Annotated in this window: 17 protein-coding genes and 1 pseudogene; all 18 read right to left on the bottom strand. The window is 37.1% G+C overall.

The annotated features are described in order from the left end of the window. Positions 1-83: 83 nt before the first annotated feature. Positions 84-1,478, bottom strand: a complete 1,395-nt coding sequence (locus tag SCSH_RS07180; protein WP_057491205.1) for an amino acid permease — start codon at positions 1,476-1,478, stop codon at positions 84-86. Between the two features lie 112 nt (positions 1,479-1,590). After that, positions 1,591-3,561: an ATP-dependent zinc metalloprotease FtsH gene (ftsH, locus tag SCSH_RS07175; protein ID WP_057491204.1), complete on the bottom strand. Its 1,971-nt coding sequence runs from the start codon at positions 3,559-3,561 to the stop codon at positions 1,591-1,593. 22 nt (positions 3,562-3,583) lie between these two features. Then, complete coding sequence (gene hpt / locus SCSH_RS07170; protein ID WP_057491203.1) at positions 3,584-4,126, bottom strand: hypoxanthine phosphoribosyltransferase; 543 nt, start codon at positions 4,124-4,126, stop codon at positions 3,584-3,586. 3 nt (positions 4,127-4,129) lie between these two features. After that, positions 4,130-5,401, bottom strand: coding sequence for a tRNA lysidine(34) synthetase TilS (gene tilS, locus SCSH_RS07165; RefSeq protein WP_057491202.1), 1,272 nt, complete (start codon positions 5,399-5,401; stop codon positions 4,130-4,132). Then, complete coding sequence (locus SCSH_RS07160; RefSeq protein ID WP_057491201.1) at positions 5,398-6,633, bottom strand: serine hydrolase; 1,236 nt, start codon at positions 6,631-6,633, stop codon at positions 5,398-5,400. Before SCSH_RS07160 ends, tilS begins: the two co-directional genes overlap by 4 nt. Further along, complete coding sequence (locus tag SCSH_RS07155; RefSeq protein ID WP_057491200.1) at positions 6,630-6,770, bottom strand: SP_0009 family protein; 141 nt, start codon at positions 6,768-6,770, stop codon at positions 6,630-6,632. Before SCSH_RS07155 ends, SCSH_RS07160 begins: the two co-directional genes overlap by 4 nt. Then, positions 6,770-7,141: an FtsB family cell division protein gene (locus SCSH_RS07150; RefSeq protein ID WP_057491199.1), complete on the bottom strand. Its 372-nt coding sequence runs from the start codon at positions 7,139-7,141 to the stop codon at positions 6,770-6,772. Before SCSH_RS07150 ends, SCSH_RS07155 begins: the two co-directional genes overlap by 1 nt. Beyond that, complete coding sequence (locus SCSH_RS07145) at positions 7,128-7,400, bottom strand: RNA-binding S4 domain-containing protein (RefSeq protein ID WP_057491198.1); 273 nt, start codon at positions 7,398-7,400, stop codon at positions 7,128-7,130. The genes SCSH_RS07150 and SCSH_RS07145 overlap by 14 nt, the downstream gene beginning before the upstream one ends. 123 nt (positions 7,401-7,523) lie before the next feature. Beyond that, entirely contained in the window at positions 7,524-11,027 is a 3,504-nt protein-coding gene (mfd, locus tag SCSH_RS07140; protein ID WP_057491197.1) for a transcription-repair coupling factor, read from the bottom strand. Then, a complete protein-coding gene (gene pth, locus SCSH_RS07135; protein ID WP_057491196.1) occupies positions 11,020-11,589 on the bottom strand; it encodes an aminoacyl-tRNA hydrolase in 570 nt (189 codons plus the stop codon). Before pth ends, mfd begins: the two co-directional genes overlap by 8 nt. Before the next feature lie 89 nt (positions 11,590-11,678). Further along, positions 11,679-12,794, bottom strand: a complete 1,116-nt coding sequence (ychF, locus tag SCSH_RS07130) for a redox-regulated ATPase YchF (protein ID WP_057491195.1) — start codon at positions 12,792-12,794, stop codon at positions 11,679-11,681. Between the two features lie 112 nt (positions 12,795-12,906). Next, a pseudogene (locus SCSH_RS07125) lies at positions 12,907-13,203 on the bottom strand (helix-turn-helix domain-containing protein). A gap of 268 nt (positions 13,204-13,471) precedes the next feature. Further along, the gene (locus SCSH_RS07120; RefSeq protein WP_057491207.1) at positions 13,472-13,663 is read right to left on the bottom strand and encodes a DUF951 domain-containing protein; all 192 of its coding nucleotides are present in this window, start codon (positions 13,661-13,663) and stop codon (positions 13,472-13,474) included. A 14-nt stretch (positions 13,664-13,677) separates the two neighbouring features. Further along, positions 13,678-14,556, bottom strand: coding sequence for a diacylglycerol/lipid kinase family protein (locus tag SCSH_RS07115; RefSeq protein WP_057491194.1), 879 nt, complete (start codon positions 14,554-14,556; stop codon positions 13,678-13,680). Between the two features lie 49 nt (positions 14,557-14,605). Beyond that, entirely contained in the window at positions 14,606-15,742 is a 1,137-nt protein-coding gene (gene dnaN, locus SCSH_RS07110; protein ID WP_057491193.1) for a DNA polymerase III subunit beta, read from the bottom strand. Positions 15,743-15,897: 155 nt separating this feature from the next. Further along, complete coding sequence (dnaA, locus tag SCSH_RS07105) at positions 15,898-17,250, bottom strand: chromosomal replication initiator protein DnaA (protein WP_057491192.1); 1,353 nt, start codon at positions 17,248-17,250, stop codon at positions 15,898-15,900. Positions 17,251-17,450: 200 nt separating this feature from the next. Further along, the gene (locus tag SCSH_RS07100; protein WP_057491191.1) at positions 17,451-18,227 is read right to left on the bottom strand and encodes a ParB/RepB/Spo0J family partition protein; all 777 of its coding nucleotides are present in this window, start codon (positions 18,225-18,227) and stop codon (positions 17,451-17,453) included. Between the two features lie 188 nt (positions 18,228-18,415). After that, entirely contained in the window at positions 18,416-19,624 is a 1,209-nt protein-coding gene (locus SCSH_RS07095) for a S1C family serine protease (protein ID WP_057491190.1), read from the bottom strand. Positions 19,625-19,752 lie beyond the last annotated feature (128 nt).

Below are 19,752 nucleotides of genomic sequence, written 5' to 3'. Positions count from 1 at the left end.
CATTTATAAATATTTCTTTTTGAAAAAAGTCCGCATGGATACTATACGATAAATAAAAAACAGGATGAATCCTGCTTTTTACATCAATCCATTGAAATGGTTGAGTTTTTATAGCCATAAATAAAGTAAATCAAAACTCCGATTACAGTACTAATTCCAAATGCAATCCAAGTAATTGTCATGTACTGACTCATCAAGGATAAACATATAATAATTGACAGTATTGGTAGAAGTGGAACAAAAGGCGTTTTAAATTCTTCGGCTTTAGGAGCTCCCTGATCTTTTCTTAGTTTAATAACAGCGACAGCTAACATAATAAGATAAGCTAAGGTGCAGATATTTAAAAATTCTGCAATACTAGACAGCGGGAATACTCCTGCACAAATCATTGACATTAATCCTACAAGCAAAGTGGCATTTTTAGGAACTTTACTATGTTTGGTAACAACGCTGAGCTTTTTAGGCAACAAGCCATCGCGACTAATGCTGTAAACAGTTCTAGCTAAGGCATAAGTCATTGAAATGCAGACTGTTATCAATGTCAAGATGGCAATAATAGAAATATAATCAGCTGCCCAATTTAAGCCCACTTGGCGAAGAGCAAAAGCAACTGCATCGGCCACATTTAATTTGGAGTAGTGAATAATGCCTGTTAATACCAAAGTAACACTGGCATAAAGAATGGTTGCAATAGTCAATGAAGTTATAATTCCTTTGGGAATTGTTTTTTGTGGTTCTTGAACCTCATCAACTGCCATTGAAATGGATTCAAATCCTAAAAAGGCAAAAAACATCAAAGAAGCTCCCGCCATTATCCCTGTTTGTCCCCCGTAAATCTGACCAAAGCCAAAAGGAGCAAAATTGGACCAATTTTCAGGCTTGATATGAAAAATTCCTACAATTATAAAGAGAGCTAGGGCTGAAAATTTCATAATAACAAGACTGCTGTTAAAACGCAGAGCAATTTTAGAATTCAGCAGAACAATTCCTGTAACCAAAAGAACTACTAAAGCTGGTAACAAATCAATATAATTGCCCTTATCAGGATTAAAAGTACCGTTCAAGAATGCAGGCAATTGAATATGGTAACTTAGAAGCAGACCTTTGAGATAGCTTCCCCAACCGGAAGCAACGCTGGATACTGCTGTCAAAAATTCCATGATAATGTACCAGCCAGCCAACCAAGCAGGAAATTCCCCCAAAGTAGCATACAAATAGCTGTAAGCTCCTCCGTTAGCAGGTATTCTGGATGCAAATTCAGCATAAAAAAGAGCTGAAATACCAACTGCAATCGCTGAAATAATAATGGAAATAATTAAAGCCGGCCCTGCATACTTTGCCGCACCAATACCAGTAATCGTAAAGATTCCTGTTCCTACCATTGATCCCAAGCCTAGAAAAATTAAATCTACTAACTTGAGGTGCCTCTTCATTTCGGTCTTATCAAAACTTGTATTTTTCTTTCTAAAAACAGTCATCGCGTCTCCTACTTTTTTAACAACTCCATTAGTTTATCATAGTAGGGGGGTCTTGTAAATTTAAATGAATAAAAAAATTCCCATTAAATAGCTTAATAGGAATTTTAAAGTATTAATCAGCATCATCTTCAGTCATTTTTTCTTTGATTTCATCATAAGAAAGTGCATGAGCTTCTTCTGAATCATCTGCCTTCTCAGGCATTTTTCCTGTTTCATAAATAGACTTGATTTGAGCTGCGTCAAGAGTTTCATATTTAAGCAGAGCTTCTGCAATTAATTTATGCGTTTCACGATTGCCATTAATAATATCAGCAGCTTTATTGCGAGCTTCATTTAGGAGATCGCGAACTTCTTCATCAATAAGAAGAGCTGTCTGTGCTGAATAAGTTTTCTCTGGCGCAAATTGACCCGGCATCATAGCATGATTGCCTTCATATTGGACAGGACCAAGTTTTTCACTCATACCATATTCTGTTACCATAGCACGAGCTAACTGTGTTGCCTGTTCAAAGTCATTGGAAGCACCCGTTGTCTGCGCATTAAAGATAATTTCTTCAGCAACACGGCCTCCCATAAGTCCAGCCAATTGCTCTCTCAAATCATCTTTAGATAAAAGATTTTGGTCTTCTTTTGGCAACGCAATCATGTAACCGCCAGCACGACCGCGCGGAACAATGGTAACTTTGTGAACAACACGCGCATTTGATAAAACAAGCCCTACAATAGTATGTCCAGCTTCATGGTAAGCAACCATCTGACGTTCATGCTCAGAAATGGTTTTGTCCTTCTTAGAAGGCCCAGCAATAACACGATCTTCAGCCTCATCAATATCGCTGGCATCAATTGTTTTCTTATTGCGGCGGGCTGCAACAAGAGCTGCCTCATTCAAAACATTTTCCAAATCTGCACCGACAAATCCTGGTGTCTGTTGAGCAATGACTTTTAGGTCAACATCTTTAGCCAACGGTTTATTCTTCGAGTGAACACGAAGAATAGCTTCACGACCCTTAACATCCGGTCTGCCAACAAGAACCTTACGGTCAAAACGTCCAGGTCGAAGAAGAGCGGGATCCAAAACATCACTGCGGTTGGTTGCGGCAATAACAATGATATTTTCGTTTCCTTCAAAACCATCCATTTCAATCAGCAGCTGGTTGAGGGTTTGTTCACGTTCATCGTTTCCGCCGCCCATTCCGGCTCCGCGGCGGCGGCCAACTGCATCAATTTCATCGATAAAGATAATAGCGCGTTCAGCCTTTTTAGCATCCTCAAAGAGCGAGCGAACACGACTGGCTCCGACACCGACAAACATTTCAACAAAATCTGAACCTGAAATACTGAAGAAAGGAACACCTGCTTCTCCAGCGACTGCTTTAGCAAGCAACGTTTTACCAGTTCCTGGAGGCCCTTCAAGGAGGACACCTGACGGAATACGTGCTCCCAAAGCTTTATAGCGTTTTGGCTCCTTTAAGAAATCAACAACTTCAATCAGTTCTTGTTTTTCTTCCTCTGCTCCGGCAACATCTGAAAAGCGCACCTTAACATCACTCTTAGAAGATGAACGAGCCTTATTTTTACCAAAGCTCATAGCTCCGCGGGCACCGCCTCCGCTTTGATTCATCATCATAGTGAAGAAGAAAATCATAATGAGAATTGGCAGGAAACTTACGAGGAAGGAAATCCAAGCACCACTTGAACTCTCTTGTTTAACAGAAATTTTTGTTTCGTGATCTTCTGCCAGCTTTTCAATTTTTTCAATAGAAGCGCTGTTAGGCAGAACGATTGATGTAAACCTTTTAACTTTTGTAGTGGCGCCGCTAAAGAAAGCTAAATCATTGTTTGCTTTAGTTTCTTTAGCTTTTTTGTATTCACCGGTTACCTGAACAATGCTGCCGTTTGGCTGATAGGTAATTGATTTTATATCACCTGATTTGACACGTTTAACAAGGGTCGTGTAACTGATTTTTTCATTCTGTGAGCTTGTTCCCCTAAAAAAATACTGAAAGCCAGTTACAATAGCCAAAAACAGTATAATATAAACAAAGGAGTTTCTCACAAATCCATTATTTCGATTATTTTTCATGTACTAATTAACAACCTTTTTCTTATTTTGAATAAACTTCTTCTTTTAAGACTCCTACATAAGGAAGATTACGGTAATTTTCAGCGTAATCTAAACCAAAGCCGACAATAAATTCATTTGGAACATTATAACAGACATAATCAGCATCAATATCAACGACACGACCTTCAGGCTTGTCAAATAATGTTGCAATTTTAACAGAATTTGCCTGACGGTACTTAAACATATCACGCAGATATTTTAAAGTGCGGCCAGTATCAATAATATCTTCAATAAAAACAACATCACGGCCTTCAATATTGGTGTCAACGTCCTTTAATATTTTAACTTCACCACTGCTTGTAGTACCACCATGATAGCTTGATACAACCATGAAATCAATTTCAACATGAGTATCAATATGTTTCATCAGCTCCGCCATAAAAGGAACAGAACCTTTTAAAACACCGACTAAAAGAGGATTTTTTCCTGCATAGTCTTTGGTTAGCTGAGCACCTAATTCCTTTGTTTTAACAATAATTTCCTCCTCAGAATAGAGGACTCTTTTAATATCTTGTTCGAGCATCTCTCACCAATTTCTATTTTGAATATACAGTCTGCCTTTCATTATATCATCTTTAAAGTCTTTTCTCAAATAAGTAACATCATCTAAAAGAACTAAAATAATTTCGCCGTCCTGCTCAAGAACAACTGCTTCTAAACGTTTAGCAGGAAGAATTTTGTCATCTATGAACAGACGCCGCAATTTTTTAGAATAAGATCCTAGCTGAATTTTATCACCTGGTCTGCGCCTCCTGATTAAAATAGGAGAAAGACTCTTTAAAGGAATACCTTCTTTAGAAGCTGTCTCTTTTTGAAAAGAAAAAATAAACTGACCATATTTGACCATACTGTCATATTCTAGCACTCTTGGTTCGTCATCTCCATCCGTCTTAAGACCTATTTTAGTAATTTCAAACCTTTTATCATCTTTTTTTAAATAATAACCATTTTTGACATGATGATAATAATATGCTTTGCTTCTAAGAACATGCAAGAGATCGTCAAACTGTGCCTTGCTAATATTTAAGTCAGGAAAATCTTTTAAGTATCTCTGCAGTAAAAAATACTGAACAGCCTCACTTTGCTTTTGAAAAAGCTGACAGTCTTGAATATCCAAATCTTGAGTTAGTTCATCAAAGGCCCGAAAAAGTTTTTCTGTTTCTACACTCAGTTCAATCAGATGCTGAGTTAATCTGGGATTTTCCTGCTCCAAAACTGGTAGGTAACTGTTTCTGATTCTATTTCTTAAATAGCTATCCTCTTGGTTCGATACATCCTCAAAATGAAAAATATCTGGCAGATCTTTTTTGGAAAAAGTCAAAAAAGGCCGTATCAACTGACCGCAAGCAAAAGGCTGTACTTCCTTAATTCCAGTTAAATAACGCAGGCGCGACCCTCTCAGTAAACGTAAGAAGACTGTCTCAGCCTGATCATCAGCGTGATGGGCAGTGACAAGAGCCGTGTAATCATATTTAAGCATCACTTTTTTAAAAAAAGCATAACGAAAATCACGCGCTTTTTTTTCAGAAAACTCTCCTTTATAAGTATCACAATAAAAAGGGAGATCTTGTTTTTGAGCCCAATTTTTAAGATAGATTTCTTCTTCATCAGCTTGAAGCCTTTGTTTATGATTAATATGAGCTATGGCTATTTCTATACCTAATTGTTTTTGATAAGCATGCAAAAAGTGCAGCAGATTCATAGAATCTACTCCACCTGATACAGCTATTAAAACTTTGCTATGCTCTGTAAAAAAATTCTTTTGTTGGACATATTTAAAAATCTTGTCATAGGTCATTTTAAAATACCATATACGTCATCGGCAATTGCTGAAATATTATCGTAAGAAGATTTATCTGTAAAAATAGATAAAATAAAGGGTTCACCAGCATAAATGACAGCTACATCATGCTTGTAATCGTAAGCATCTCCAATTTTATGAGCAACAGGAACAGCTATATCACGAGAGATACGATCCCCGTCAAATTCTGTTGATTTTAAATAATTCAAGGCTGGACTTTGCTGATAATAAAGAGCTTCTATAGCATTGGCAGCTGTTTTTGATGAAACATTTCGATTTTCCATGCTCCATTTAGCATGGGCAATTTTTTCCACTGTTTCCTGATAAGCCTTATCATATTGATGAGCAATATAATAGCCTAAAATATTGCTGGCAGCATTATCTGAGTGCTGAGCTACAGCCTTTAACAAGCTATCCACAGTATAGGTCTTATTATCAGCTTTTTTAGGCAATTCACCACTGCCTTCTGTCTTATAAGCACCCTTAAACTGATTGACCTGTTCTGTATAGGTCAGTTTATCCGTTAATTTTACTTTTCTATCTTTAATTTGTTTTTCAACAAAGTATAGAATAGGAAGCTTGGTCACACTAGCAGAATACATTGCTTTATCTTCATTTATTCCAGCTGTTTTTTGCGTATTCAGCTGCTTGATGTAGATAGAATAGTTAGATTTATTGTATTTTTGATTTAACAAATCCTGAACTTTTTCCATACGATTGTCTGCAAAAGCTAAATCTTTTTCATCGATCCAGCCTTTCCCATCAGCTTTTAGATACACACCGTGATTAGTAACAGCCCTCTTTGAAATGTGTACTTTACTGTATCCCTTAAGATTTGTATTAACTTTTTTAACTCCTGTCACATAAGGGCTTTGATAAACAGTAAACGTTTTTTTAAGCCAGCAGTTTTTTAGAAAACTGTCTTGACGAAGAACAATATCAGCATAAACACTGTCTTGACTAGCTTTGATAAAACGGCCATCTGACAGCTTAAAGACCGGTGTTTTGACATTTTTTGTAATTAAGGCCTTGATTTTCAAAGCAGAATCAGGCTTAATTTTTTGAGCTTTCCCTGTCAGATCAGGCTTTGAAAAACTGGATACAGCATGATGAATATTGGGATTCTCCGGAATATTATTAAAAAATTCTGAAGAAGATTTTTCCGTGCTGATAGCAAAAACAGGAGCAGAAAAAACAATCATTAACATAATGGCTAATAATTTTTTCATTTTGCTCCTCCCGTTTTATTTTGAATCTTATTTTTAGATGGCTCTTCTCGCAAAGCCCGATTTTTTTGAGACAATTCTTCTAATTTGTCATCAGAATAAGCTAAAAACTTTTCAACTGTTTCAATTAAATGTTCCATTATTTTGGTAATAAACTTGGTGCAGGGTAAATATTTTCTCCATCAATAGAATAATAATATTTAGCGCGTGCATATTTCTCAACGTAACTGTCATCCTTTAAGCGCTCGGCAAATTTTTGCTCAGCTTCTGTTTTAGCATTCAATTGCTCCTGCTGTTTTTGCAGTTTGACAATCTGTTCTTTTTTTTGCTGTAAATTCATATAACTGGCAACCAGATTGTAAGCCGGTAAAATGAAGAGCAAAATGATAAAAACTAAAATCCAGCCGATAAAGCGATGACGGCGTCTTGCTTCTTCTTCCTCATAACGTTTTCGGGTATTTTCATCATTAATGTATTTATTGTTAAGCTGAACAATATTAGGTTTCTCCATTTGGTTCAATCCTCGTCTCACTTATGATTTCATACATGTTAGCAGCATCATCTTTTTTAGTGCTGTCTTTCATTTCTAAAACACGGACTGTCAGCAATTTATTGCCAAAGCGTATTTCAACAGTATCATTGATTTTTAAATCTGTTGAACTTTTAGCCAAAATACCGTTTACTTTAATTCGTCCCTTATCAGCTACTTCCTTGGCTACAGGACGACGCTTGATAATGCGGGATACTTTCAAATACTTATCTAATCTCACCTAATCACCTCGAGTCTATTTTTTTATTCTAACATTTTTCTTTTTAAAAAGATAGGAAGAGCTTGACTGCACCACGCCTATATTTTTTCTTGAAGACCGCCAAGAAAATTTGTTACCCTTAACTTAATGATCAGCTTTTCTCATTTTAATTTCAGTTAAACTTTCTCCAAATTTGAGCAGTTCTTCCAAAATTTCGTAATCTTTCTTTGCTTTTACATTAAAAATAATTTTAATCTGTCCTTCTTCTTCGCTAATTTGAGCTTTAAGACTAGTTTTAGATAAGGCTTCAAAATAATCCTGCGTCAGATAAAATTTCTGAGAGGCTTTTTCAAATAAAATACTGATACGATTGTCTTTTTTCTCCAATAAAATCACAAAAGCCTTATCCATATAGGACTTAACAAGACCAATTTCCAGCAAGTAAGCCACCTGATCGGGATATTCGCCAAAACGGTCTATCAGCTCATCTTGAAGTTCCTGATAATCTTCACGGCCATCAATTTCACGGATTCTCTTGTAAATATCTATTTTTTGCCGTTCATCACTAATGTAGCTGTCTGGCAAATAGGCATCAATTTGCAGATTGATTTCTGCATTTCCTTTGGAGCGTGCCTGAGATTTTCCTAATTTTGCCGCAATAGCTTCTTCTAACAGCTGCGAATACATTTCAAAGCCCACAGAATCAATAAAGCCGCTCTGTGAAGATCCTAGCAGATTTCCAGCACCACGGATAGACAGATCCCGCATGGCAATTTTAAAGCCTGAACCAAGTTCTGTAAATCCTTTGATGGCTTCCAAACGTTTTTCTGAAACTTCGGTTAATATTTTATCAGGATGGTACATCAGATAGGCATAGGCGATACGGCTGCTTCGGCCAACACGACCCCGAAGCTGATACAGCGTTGACAGTCCCATATGATCTGCATTTTCAATAAAAAGTGTATTAACATTTGAAATATCAACACCCGTCTCAATGATCGTCGTTGTCACTAAAATATCATAGTCACCGTTGATAAAATCCATCAAGGTATTTTCAAGCTGAATTTCACTCATTTGTCCATGAACAAAACCAATGCTGGCTTCTGGAACTAATTCCTGAAGCTCTGAGACTTTCCTGTCAATCGTGTCAACTTTGTTGTAAACATAGAACACCTGGCCACCGCGGTCAATTTCACGCATAATAGCCTCACGAATGACTCCTTGATTGTTTTCCATAACATAAGTCTGGACAGGATAGCGGTTAGTGGGAGGTGTTTCGATAACAGATAAATCACGTATTCCAAGCATAGACATGTGCAGGGTTCGTGGAATTGGTGTAGCTGTCAAGGTTAAGACATCAACTTTTGTCTTCAGTTTTTTCAGCGTTTCCTTGTGCTTCACACCAAAGCGTTGTTCCTCATCAATAACCAGAAAACCTAAATCTTTAAAAACAACATCTTTAGAAAGCAGGCGGTGGGTACCAATAATGATGTCAACCTGACCCTTTGCCAATTTTTTCAGGGTTTCTTGCTGCTCTGCTTTTGTCTTAAAACGGCTCATAACATCAACATTAACTGGAAAATTTTCAAAACGTTCTTTGAAATTATTGTAATGCTGTTGAGCCAGAACAGTTGTCGGTACCAAAACAGCTACTTGCTTGCCATCGTTGACAGCCTTGAAAGCTGCTCGCATGGCAACTTCTGTTTTTCCAAAACCAACATCCCCAACAAGCAAACGATCCATGGGCTGCTCTTTTTCCATGTCTTTTTTAACTTCCTGAATAGACCTTAGCTGATCCTCAGTTTCAACGTAGGAAAAATGATTATCAAAGGCTTCTTGACTGTCATCATCATGAGAAAAAGCAAAGCCCTTTAACTGGCTGCGTTCAGCATATAGTTTCAAAAGGTCATCAGCGATATCTTCAACCTGACGCGATACCTTTTGTTTAGCTCTTTGAAAACGACCATCGTTCAGCTTATTAATCTTTGGTTCTTTTCCATCACTGGCAACATATTTTGACAGCATTTCTATCTGTTCGACAGGAATAGAAATACGGTCAGAATTTTGATACTGGATGGTTAAATAATCACGATGAACACCTGATACCTCAATGGTTTCAATTCCCAGAAAACGACCAATTCCATGAACATTATGAACAACATAGTCTCCCTTTTCCAACTCATTGTAATCTTTAAGGCGTTCAGCATTGCTGACAGTCTTACGACGGATTTTGCGCTTGATTTTTTTATGGAAAATTTCACGCTCAGTGATAAGAGCTACCTTTTCATCAGCAAAATAAAATCCGCTGGACAGATTTCCAATAATCAGCTGAGCTTGATTTTCAAGAATCTCATCAGTTTTACTAATAGGTAAAGTCAAATGATATTCCTGTAAAGTTTCTTGTAAACGTTCTTGACTAAGCTGTGAATCTGTCTGTAAAAGAACTGTAGCGCCAGATTTCTGATAACGCTCGATTTCACTGACCAATAAAGGAAACTGATTAAAGAACTCCTGCATGGGATACTGTGTAAAGTTATGGATATAGTCGAACTTTAGATTTCCCAATCCTTTATGGAAATTTGAAAAGAAAACAGCGGGTTGATACTGCCGCAAATATCTATAAGTATCTGCAAAATAAGATAAGCTTGACACTGCTTTACTATTTTGTAAATCCTCTGTCAAAAGAGCGGCAGCATCCAAATCAAAATGACTGTTTTTGTCTATAATCTTTTGGAAATCATCAAAAAAGACAGGTGTTTGTTTAGGCAGGTAATCCAGCAGCGTCCATTCTTTTTGATAGAAAAAGGATAGAAATTTTCTAATATCCTGATGCCGCTGGTGTTCTTTTGTAACCGCTGCGACTTCTTCAAAATAAGATTTTAAATTCTCACTGGCAGTAGGGGGAAGCTTCTCCAACTGGCGGCAGGCACGCTCAAAATCACCTTCCGTAAGAACAATGTCATCAGACGGTGTTAAAATGAAGGAATCAAGATTAGTAAGGGATTTTTGGCTATCAACATCAAAGGTACGAATACCATCTATTTCATCACCAAAGAACTCAAGACGATAAGGCAGTTCCTGCTCAATTTCGTAGATATCTAAAATATCCCCTCTTTTACTGAACTCTCCTGGATTATAAACCTGAGCTACTTTTTCATAACCACTATTTGACAAGTGCTTTACAAGGTTGTCAAGGTCATATTCTTCACCAACAGCTAGTTTTAATCTAGCAGCTTGATAATTTTTGGGATTTGGCAGCAAAATCCGAGTTCCTGCAATACTGGTAACTAAAATACCTTCTTTTTGCTCATCCAACAGGAAATTCAGGCTCTTGACACGAGAATTTGTCTTGTCCCGAGATGCAAAAATAAATTCAGCCGCTGCTGCATCATCAGCAAAAAAACGATAGACTTTTTCTTCGCCTATCAAACCGATTAAATCATCTGACAGCCTTTCAGCCTCATTTTGCGTTGAAGTAACAATGACTATTTTGCCTTTGTAGCCACTCCATACTGCTGCCATTGCCAAAGCCTTACTAGCGTTTGACAATCCTGTTATTAACTGTCTGTTAGAAACAGACAGCTGCTCCGTCAATTTTTTAAGTTTAGTATTTTCTTTAAATAAATCAATGATGTTCATTTTATCCATTAAATTTTTGCATGGTCATATTGAAATCTTCGGTCTGTAAATAATACTTTACAGCTTCGTCAACTTTGTCAATTGTCTTTAAAATGGTTATGTAGTCATCTTTATCAAACTTTCCAAGAACGTGGTGAACAACACTCATTTTAGCTTGAGGACGGCCAATCCCAATTTTAACTCGGTCAAACTCTTGTGTTCCCAGTTCTTTAATTATACTTTTAATCCCATTATGTCCACCCGCAGAGCCTTTCTGGCGAAAGCGGATTTTCCCCACTTCCATATCCAAATCATCATAAATAACGAGTAAATCATTCGGTCTTAAATTATAATAAGCTAAAAAAGCTCTAATAGCTAGACCGCTGGCATTCATAAAGGTAGTCGGCTTAATAAAATAAACTTTTTCACCATTAATAAAAGTATTCGCTTCTTCTGCTTTAAAGACTTTATTTTCTGTAAAGCTGATATTCAAAGACTTGACAATTTTGTCAACCGTCATAAATCCAACATTATGTTTTGTTTCTTGGTATTTGCTTCCTGGATTACCTAATCCAACAATCAATTTTGTCATTTTTTCCTCTCAAAGACCAAAAGGGAGCTGGGAAAAATTCCCAACTCTTTTTAGGTTATAAGTGATTTTTTATAGTTCTTCTTAGTACTTTAAACATTAAAACGAAATTCCATGATGTCGCCATCCTGAACTACGTAATCTTTACCTTCTTCACGGAGGCGCCCAGCCTCTTTAACAGCTTTTTCAGATCCATAATGAATGAGATCATCATAAGACATCGTCACAGCACGGATAAAGCCTTTTTCAAAATCAGAGTGAATTATTCCTGCCGCTTGAGGTGCTTTGATACCACGTTTGAAGGTCCAAGCACGGACTTCTTTTTCACCTGCTGTAAAGTAGGTGCCAAGCCCAAGTAAATGATAAGCAGCTCGTGTCAACTTATCAACACCAGATTCTTCCAAGCCCATAGCTTCTAAAAATTCAGCTCTGTCCTCATCATCAAGTTCTGAAATTTCTTCTTCAGCACGCGCTGAAATCACAACAACTTCAGCTTTTTCAGTTGCTGCAAAATCACAAATTTGCTGAACATATTCAATATCATCAGGATTAGCAACCTTATCTTCGTCCACATTGGCTACATAGAGCACTGGTTTCGTTGTCAGCAAAAACAAGCCTTTAACAATCTTTTGTTCATCTTCTGTAAACTCAATAGTTCTAGCAGATTTGCCATCTTCAAGAACTGGCTTAATTTTTTCAAGTACCTTAAATTCAGCTACAGAATCCTTATCTTTTTGAGTCCGAGCAATTTTTTCCACACGCGCATAGCGTTTATTAACAGATTCCAAATCGGCTAAAATCAATTCGAGATTAATCGTTTCAATATCTGCTATGGGATCAACAAAAGCCGACTCACGGCCCTGTTCACGCATGACATTTTCATCATCAAAAGCACGGACAACATGAACAATGGCATCCACCTCACGGATATTGGCCAAAAATTTATTGCCCAATCCCTCCCCTTTGGAAGCACCTTTGACAATACCTGCGATATCAGTAAATTCAAAAGTTGTCGGAACAGTTTTTTTAGGTTGTACCAATTCTGTCAGTTTTTGCAGCCGTGCATCCGGCACTTCAACCATGCCAACATTAGGATCAATTGTTGCAAAAGGATAGTTGGCAGCTTCTGCTCCCGCCTTTGTAATTGCATTAAAAAGAGTTGATTTCCCAACATTAGGCAAACCAACAATACCTGCCGTTAAAGCCATAAATTTTAATCTCCGTTATTTTATTCAATCATGATTATTATAGCAAAAAAGATAAGAAAAAGCTTGCCAATTAACAAGCTTAATGTAAAATCTCAGCAAGCCCCCTCAAAAACTATAACACCAATCCTCCAAGAGGAAATAACATCCACCAATAGTTTACTAAAAATTCCCAGCCGTTCATCTGTTTTTCAGCTTTTTTATTCACAGCATTCTCAACAACTTTTTCATCTTTGCCTAAAACAAGCTTATCTAGGCTAACTTCAAAAATCTCTGCCAGTTTTACCAGATTGTTCATATCAGGCGTTGCTTCGCCATTCTCCCATTTGGCGGTAAGACAGAAATCTATGATTTCGTCGTCGCACCCCCGCAAGGCTGATTAGAATGGTCACGAGAATAGCGATGTGAACATTCAATCAGCTACTGCGAAAATCGCTTGACGGGAGATGAAAAGTTGATTGGCCAGTTCTTCTTGCGAAAGTTCACGCTCAGTTCGTAATTTTTTTAATTGATTTGAAAATTGTAACACAGTAGCCCTCCTTCTCCTCCCTATCATAAATCTTTTGTTTAATGCTTACTAGCAACTGTGAGCAAAAGAACCGTTAAAATTGCGCAACCAATGCTTGCTTTTTCTGTAAAAAACACTGATTTAACAAGTCTTTTTAAGTTGCGCGACATTTTTATAAGACTTTCTTCATCTTTCGCTCAAAATCATGCCTGCTCATCATGACGACATGATCACAATTAGTACAGCGAATTTTAATATCAGCTCCCAGGCGCATGACTTCCCAGCAATTAGCCTTTTTACCAGTTGACTTGATGGTACAGGCATGCGGCTTTTTCATTTCCACAAAACTTCCTAAATCATACATGGTATTTTTTCCTTTCAAAGATATATTTTCCTCTTTTGACATGTGAAGGTTTCTCTAACAATCTCAGTCAGTTCACCATCAACCTGAGCAGCTGTCGGTTTATAGCAGTCTAAGGTTAATTCCGTGTAAGACTCATGTTTTAAACGAGAACTTTTTTGATGTTTTTTCAACACTAGAGCCAGCAATCCTTGGATATTTTGAAACACTGTTCCCTTTTTCAGATAAACCAAATCGATCTGATTCGTTTTAACAGAAGCTTCTGGCCAAATCATAATACCGCCTCCAAAATAAGCAGTATTGGCTAAAACAAACAAAAATAAATCAGACAATTTTTGCGAGTGCCCTTTGGCATCCTTAATTGTTAAAGAGACGCTTTTACGGCTGAAAGCAGAACGTATGCCTAATAACAAATAGGTTAGTTTTCCCAAACCAAACTGATTCAGCCACCGTTTTAAAGAAGAATGTTGAGAGTAGGAGATGACACGTGCATCAAAACCAAACCCCAAACTGTTTAAAATCAGATGATTAGCTGATTGAAAGACAGAAATCGTTTGTGTCCTACGCTTTTGCAGAGCTTCCATGATCGTTTCCAGGCTTGCTGGCAAACTGCGGTTAAAGTCATTTCCAGAACCAGAAGCCAGATAAGCAAAAGGAATGTCTTTTGGCAAGGCCAAGAGAACTTTTGACAGCGTACCGTCTCCGCCAATGATTAGCAGCTGATCCTGATTAGATTGGTAACTAGCCAGAATTTGAGTCAACTGGTTGATTTCATCATCGGCACACTGGGTCAGATAAATTTTTGCCTTAAACTGTGGATAAGTTTTTTGAATCATTATCGCTTTTTTTAAGCCTTTTTTATCTCCTGCATTTGGATTTACAAGAATATAAAGCATGTTGTTTATTATATCATATTGATAAAAATAACGCCCTCAGGCGTCATTTTTAGTTAGTACGAACAGGTGTAATCAGCTGAATAAAGTTTTCACTGTCATCGCCTGGTGTCAAGGTGAAAGGACGAATAGGAGAAATAAAACGAATAGTTACGGTCTCACTCTTAAGTGCCTTTAAGGCTTCAATCAGATAAGTCGGATTGAAACTAATCGTTAAATCACTGCCAGATACCTCTTCAATATCCAATTCTTCATTAACTTTACCAACTTCAGGGGAATTAACATGTGCTGTCACCTGGTTGTTGATAATTTCTAATTTAACAGTACCATTTTGAGTGGCATTGGAAATAAGATGAGCACGTTCCATGGCATAGCGCAGAGAGTTAGTATTAAAAACAACTTCAGTTTCAAAATTATTGGCCAGCAGACGATCGGTATCTGGATAGTTACCTTCTAACAAACGAGTGTAAAAACTGATATTTTCACTTCTAAAGAGGATTTGGCTGCTGGAGAAAAATACTTCCACAGATTCCACATCTTCTGTGAAAACCGCTGCAAATTCACGCAAAGAACGGCTAGGGATAACAACATCAAAATCATCAGTTGAATTTTCTAAAGTTAGTTTACGCTGACTCATACGGTGAGAATCCGTTGCAACAGCCTTAAATTCTTTATGATTGGTCAAAACCAAATGAACACCAGTTAAAATTGGACGACTTTCCTGTGTGCTGGCAGCAAAAGCCGTTTCTGAAATAATTGTTTTCAACAGTTTTGTTTCCAAGATTAAAGGATTGTTGGTGACAACTTCCTGCAAACGCGGATATTGTTCAACATCTTTTCCTTTAAGAGTGATTTCTGACTTACCGCTGTTTAAAACAACTTGATGCTGTTCAATTTCTTCAAAATCTAAAGTGACATCTGGCAGACTAGAAACAACATTAATAAAGAAATTAGCTTCAAGCAGGATTGAACCTGAAGAAGTAATGAGAAGCCCTGCATTTTCATCATCAGCTGAAATGGTATTTTCAATAGAAATCTGACCATTAGAACCTGTTAGGACAATTGATTGAGAATGTACTTCTATTTTTAAGCTGGAAAGAATAGGAATGGCATTTTTAGAACTAATAGCTCGTTTAGTTGCATTTAGAGCTTGTAAGAAAAATGTTTTATTGATTGAAAATTTAATCATGGAAAACTCCTTTATTTTATAAGTATTAAGTTAGTAGTGGTAGTAGGCCTTGTGTACAGTGCGGATAAGTCTGAGAAACTAAGCTACTGCTTAGCTTAAGACTTGTTCACAACTTGTGGATAAAAAAATCTTTCTGTCAGACTTATTCACAGGCTCTATTTTATTTTGTTTTTGATAGTCTCTAGTTCAATTTTGAGGCTGTCATCCTGAGCCAGCATATTTTTGATTTTGTTGTAGGCATGCAGCACTGTAGAATGGTCTCGTCCGCCAAATTCTTTCCCGATTTTTGGAAGGCTGTTGTCGGTCATTTCACGCGCTAAATACATGCCAACCTGACGTGCCAGAACAATGTTTTGCGTCCGTTTGGTTGATTTGATTTCCTTGACTGTTACGCCGTAAAATTTTCCTACCTGCTTTTGAATGTCTTCAATAGGAATAACAATCATCTTAGGACTGCTGTCTTGCTTTCTGGCTCTAATGGCTTCTGCTGCGACTTCAACAGTTATAACATCAAGATTTCTGTAATTGGCCACCAGACTAATATCTTTTAAAGCACCTTCCAAATCCCGGACATTAGAATCAAACTGTCCTGCCAGATATTCAATAGTTTCTGACTGGAAGCTGTAATTATATTCTTGAATTTTATTATTTAAAATAGCGACGCGGGTTTCAAAATCAGGTGGTGTAATATTAACCGTCAATCCCCATTTAAAGCGCGTGACCAAACGCTGCTCCAAATCGTTGAGATCATCTGGTGTTCGGTCGCTGGTTAGCACAATTTGTTTATTGTTATCGTGAAGGGCATTAAAGGTGTTGAAAAATTCTTCCTGCGTGGCAGCCAAACTTTTCTTGGCCAAAGATTGGATATCATCAATCAGCAGTAAATCTAAGTTCCGAAATTTTTGTTTAAGTTCATCCATATTTTGCAGCCTGATGTGGACAACAAATTCATTGATGAAATTTTCAGCAGAAATATATTTGATCCGAGCATTAGGATTATTAGCCAAAACCGCATTGCCAATAGCATTTAAAAGGTGGGTTTTACCTAAACCGGGTCCTCCGTAAATAAAAAGAGGATTGTAAGTTGTTCCCGGAAGATCTGCTACAGACACAGAAGCTGTAAAGGCCCAGCGATTTTCATCACCAATTACAAAATTATCAAAACTGTATTTTGGATTAAGATCGTTTTGCACAATTGGCAGCGGTCTGGCAGAAGTTCCCGTAACTGTAGTTTGAGAAGAAGTGTTTGCCTGCAGTTGCTCCTCTTCAGAAACGTATTTGATAGAAATTTCGGTGTTGAAAACTTCAAAACCAGCTGTTAATACAACAGGCTGCAGATTTTTTTCCCAAAACAGCTTTTTCATATCATCAATCAGAATGGTAGCTGTGTTTCCTTCAATTTTTTGTAGTTTAGCATCTGAAACAAAAAAATCAAATGTAGCTTGTTTTAATTGACTTTGTGCAAGTTCTAAGACCCTATTCCAAAAAATTTCGTCATTTTTTGTCATAGCGCGCTCCTATCAAGATTTGTAATAAGAAAATTTTACCACAAAAAACAAAAGTTTTCCACAGCTGCGACAGAAAAATCCACATTGTGGACAGAAGTTTTCCACAGATTGTGGAAAAGAAGAAAAAAGCTGTTAATTCGGATTTCCTGACTGTTTTTCCCTGTGGAAAAAGATGTTAGAATAAAAGCAAAATGAACAGGTTAAAAAAGCCTGTTCATTATTCTGTTGAATTCTTCTTCAGAAGCAAAGGAAATTTTTAACTGCCCCTGCAGCTGTTTATTGCAGTGAATGGAAACTGGCAGACCCAAAAGCTGACTAATTTCTTTTTCTTTTTCTGCAGTAAAAATATCTTTTGCTGGTTTTTTTGACTTTTCTTTTTTGGGAAGCTTTTTCAAAGCCTGCTCGAGCTGACGGACACTGAGCTGTTCGTCAAGAATTTTATGGAACCAACTATCCTGTACCTCTTGCTTATCAATGCTTAAAAGCAAACGGGCGTGTCCTTGAGAAATTGTCCCTTTTTCTAGGCCTTGTCTAATATGTGATGGCAGATTCAAAAGTCTAATACTATTTGTAATGTAAGGCCGGGATTTTCCAATTGCTTTTGCAATTTCATCATGAGTCATTTGATTTTTAAGGATAAGATTTTGATAGGCCTTAGCTTCTTCAATAGGATTTAAATCGGAACGCTGCAAATTTTCAATGATGGCCTGTTTCATACTATCCTTATCGGAAACATCCTTGATAATGACAGGAATCTTATCCAATCCAGCCATTTTAATAGCCTTTAAGCGTCTTTCTCCTGCTATTAGGTCATAACCAAAAATATCAGACTTTCTGACGATAATAGGCTGGATCAGACCGTTTTCTTTAATGGACTGTGCCAACTCTTCCAGTTCTTTGGGTTCAAAATGGAGCCTCGGTTGATAAGGATTGGGATTAATATCTTTAGGATTAAGGTATTTCAATTGTTCAGGCATGATTATTACTCCATAAAAAAGGACAGAATAGAAAGTCAAGATTTAAAGAAAATGACTTTTGTCTGCCCCTTTAGTTAAGCGATTTTTTTAATGACAGTTAAAGATCAGCGCTCTGTTTTTTTAGATTATCAGCATGATTAGTCCTAAAAACAGGCAGCAGCAATTTCAAATCACTTTTTAGACTGATTTTAATTGTTTAAATCTTTACTTGTCTTTGTCAATTGGATATCAACTGTCTTCTTATCTTTGCCACGATAGAAGGTAATCTTAATCGTATCGCCTTTTTTATGCTTGTAAAGAACACTTTGAAGATCACTGATAGATGCTACTTTTTTACCATCAATTTCTGTGATAACATCATATTTTTTCAGTTTACCATCTGCTGGCATACCGTTTTGAGTTGAAAGGACAACGATACCACTTGTCATATCATTTGGAAGTTTTAAGGATTCTCTGCCACTGGTTGAAGCTTCGCTCAGATTAGCCATGGAAATACCCAGAGCTGGTCTAATAACTTCACCATTTTCTTCCAATTGATTAATGATGGAAACCACATCGTTTGAAGGGATAGCAAAGCCCATTCCTTCAACAGAAACACCGTTGCTTGAATTGCTGCTGGATGCAATTTTACTTGAATTAATACCGATTACCTGTCCCTTGATATTAATTAAAGCTCCGCCGGAATTACCAGGATTGATGGCAGCATCTGTTTGAATGGCGTTGGTTGAGATAGTTTCACCGTTTTCATTTTGTGAGGTGACCGTACGGCTGAGACTAGAGACAATGCCTTGTGTTACCGAATTTGCGTAGTCGCTTCCCAGTGGGCTGCCGATAGCAATTGCGGGTTCGCCGACCTTAATCTTATCTGAATTAGCGAATTGGGCAACAGTACTGACTTCTTTAGAAGAAATTTTGACAACAGCTAAGTCAGAGTAGGTATCAGACCCCATTAATTTGCCAACAATTTTTTTCCCATCAGCCAGCAAGATTTCTAATTTTTCTGCATCTTTTACGACGTGATTGTTGGTTACCACATATGCGCTGTCACCATCTTTTTTATAGATAACACCGGAACCTTCACCGTAAACGTTTAAACCATCTTCTGATTTATTTTCTTCTTCTGAACTATCACCGTAATTATAGTAACTGTTGTCAATTTTTTGGTAATTAATGACTGAAACAACAGCATTTTTTACATCTTTGACAGCTTCAGTAGTATTAGATTTAGTATTGTAAACAACATTGCTGACAGTAGTTTTACCATTGTTAGTGATTGCTTTATTACCTGATACCCAGTAAAAGACCAAGGTTGAAACAACCCCTAGAATAAAGCTTAAAAAGATAAGCAAAAAGGGAACAAACCATCTTAAGAAGGTATGGGATTTTGTATTATTCACTTTCGAACCTCCAAATTATTCAATAAATTAGTCTGAAACAGTCTAAAGAATTTGACTTAATTATACCTTAAAACACTGAAAAAGGAAAGAATCCACAAGTTGTGGAAAACTTTCTGAAAATGTTGATT

It is taken from the genome of Streptococcus orisasini (assembly GCF_001431045.1).
Lineage (GTDB): Bacteria > Bacillota > Bacilli > Lactobacillales > Streptococcaceae > Streptococcus > Streptococcus orisasini.
Note: the sequence above shows the minus strand (reverse complement) of the source record. Positions and strands in the feature narration are given on the sequence as shown.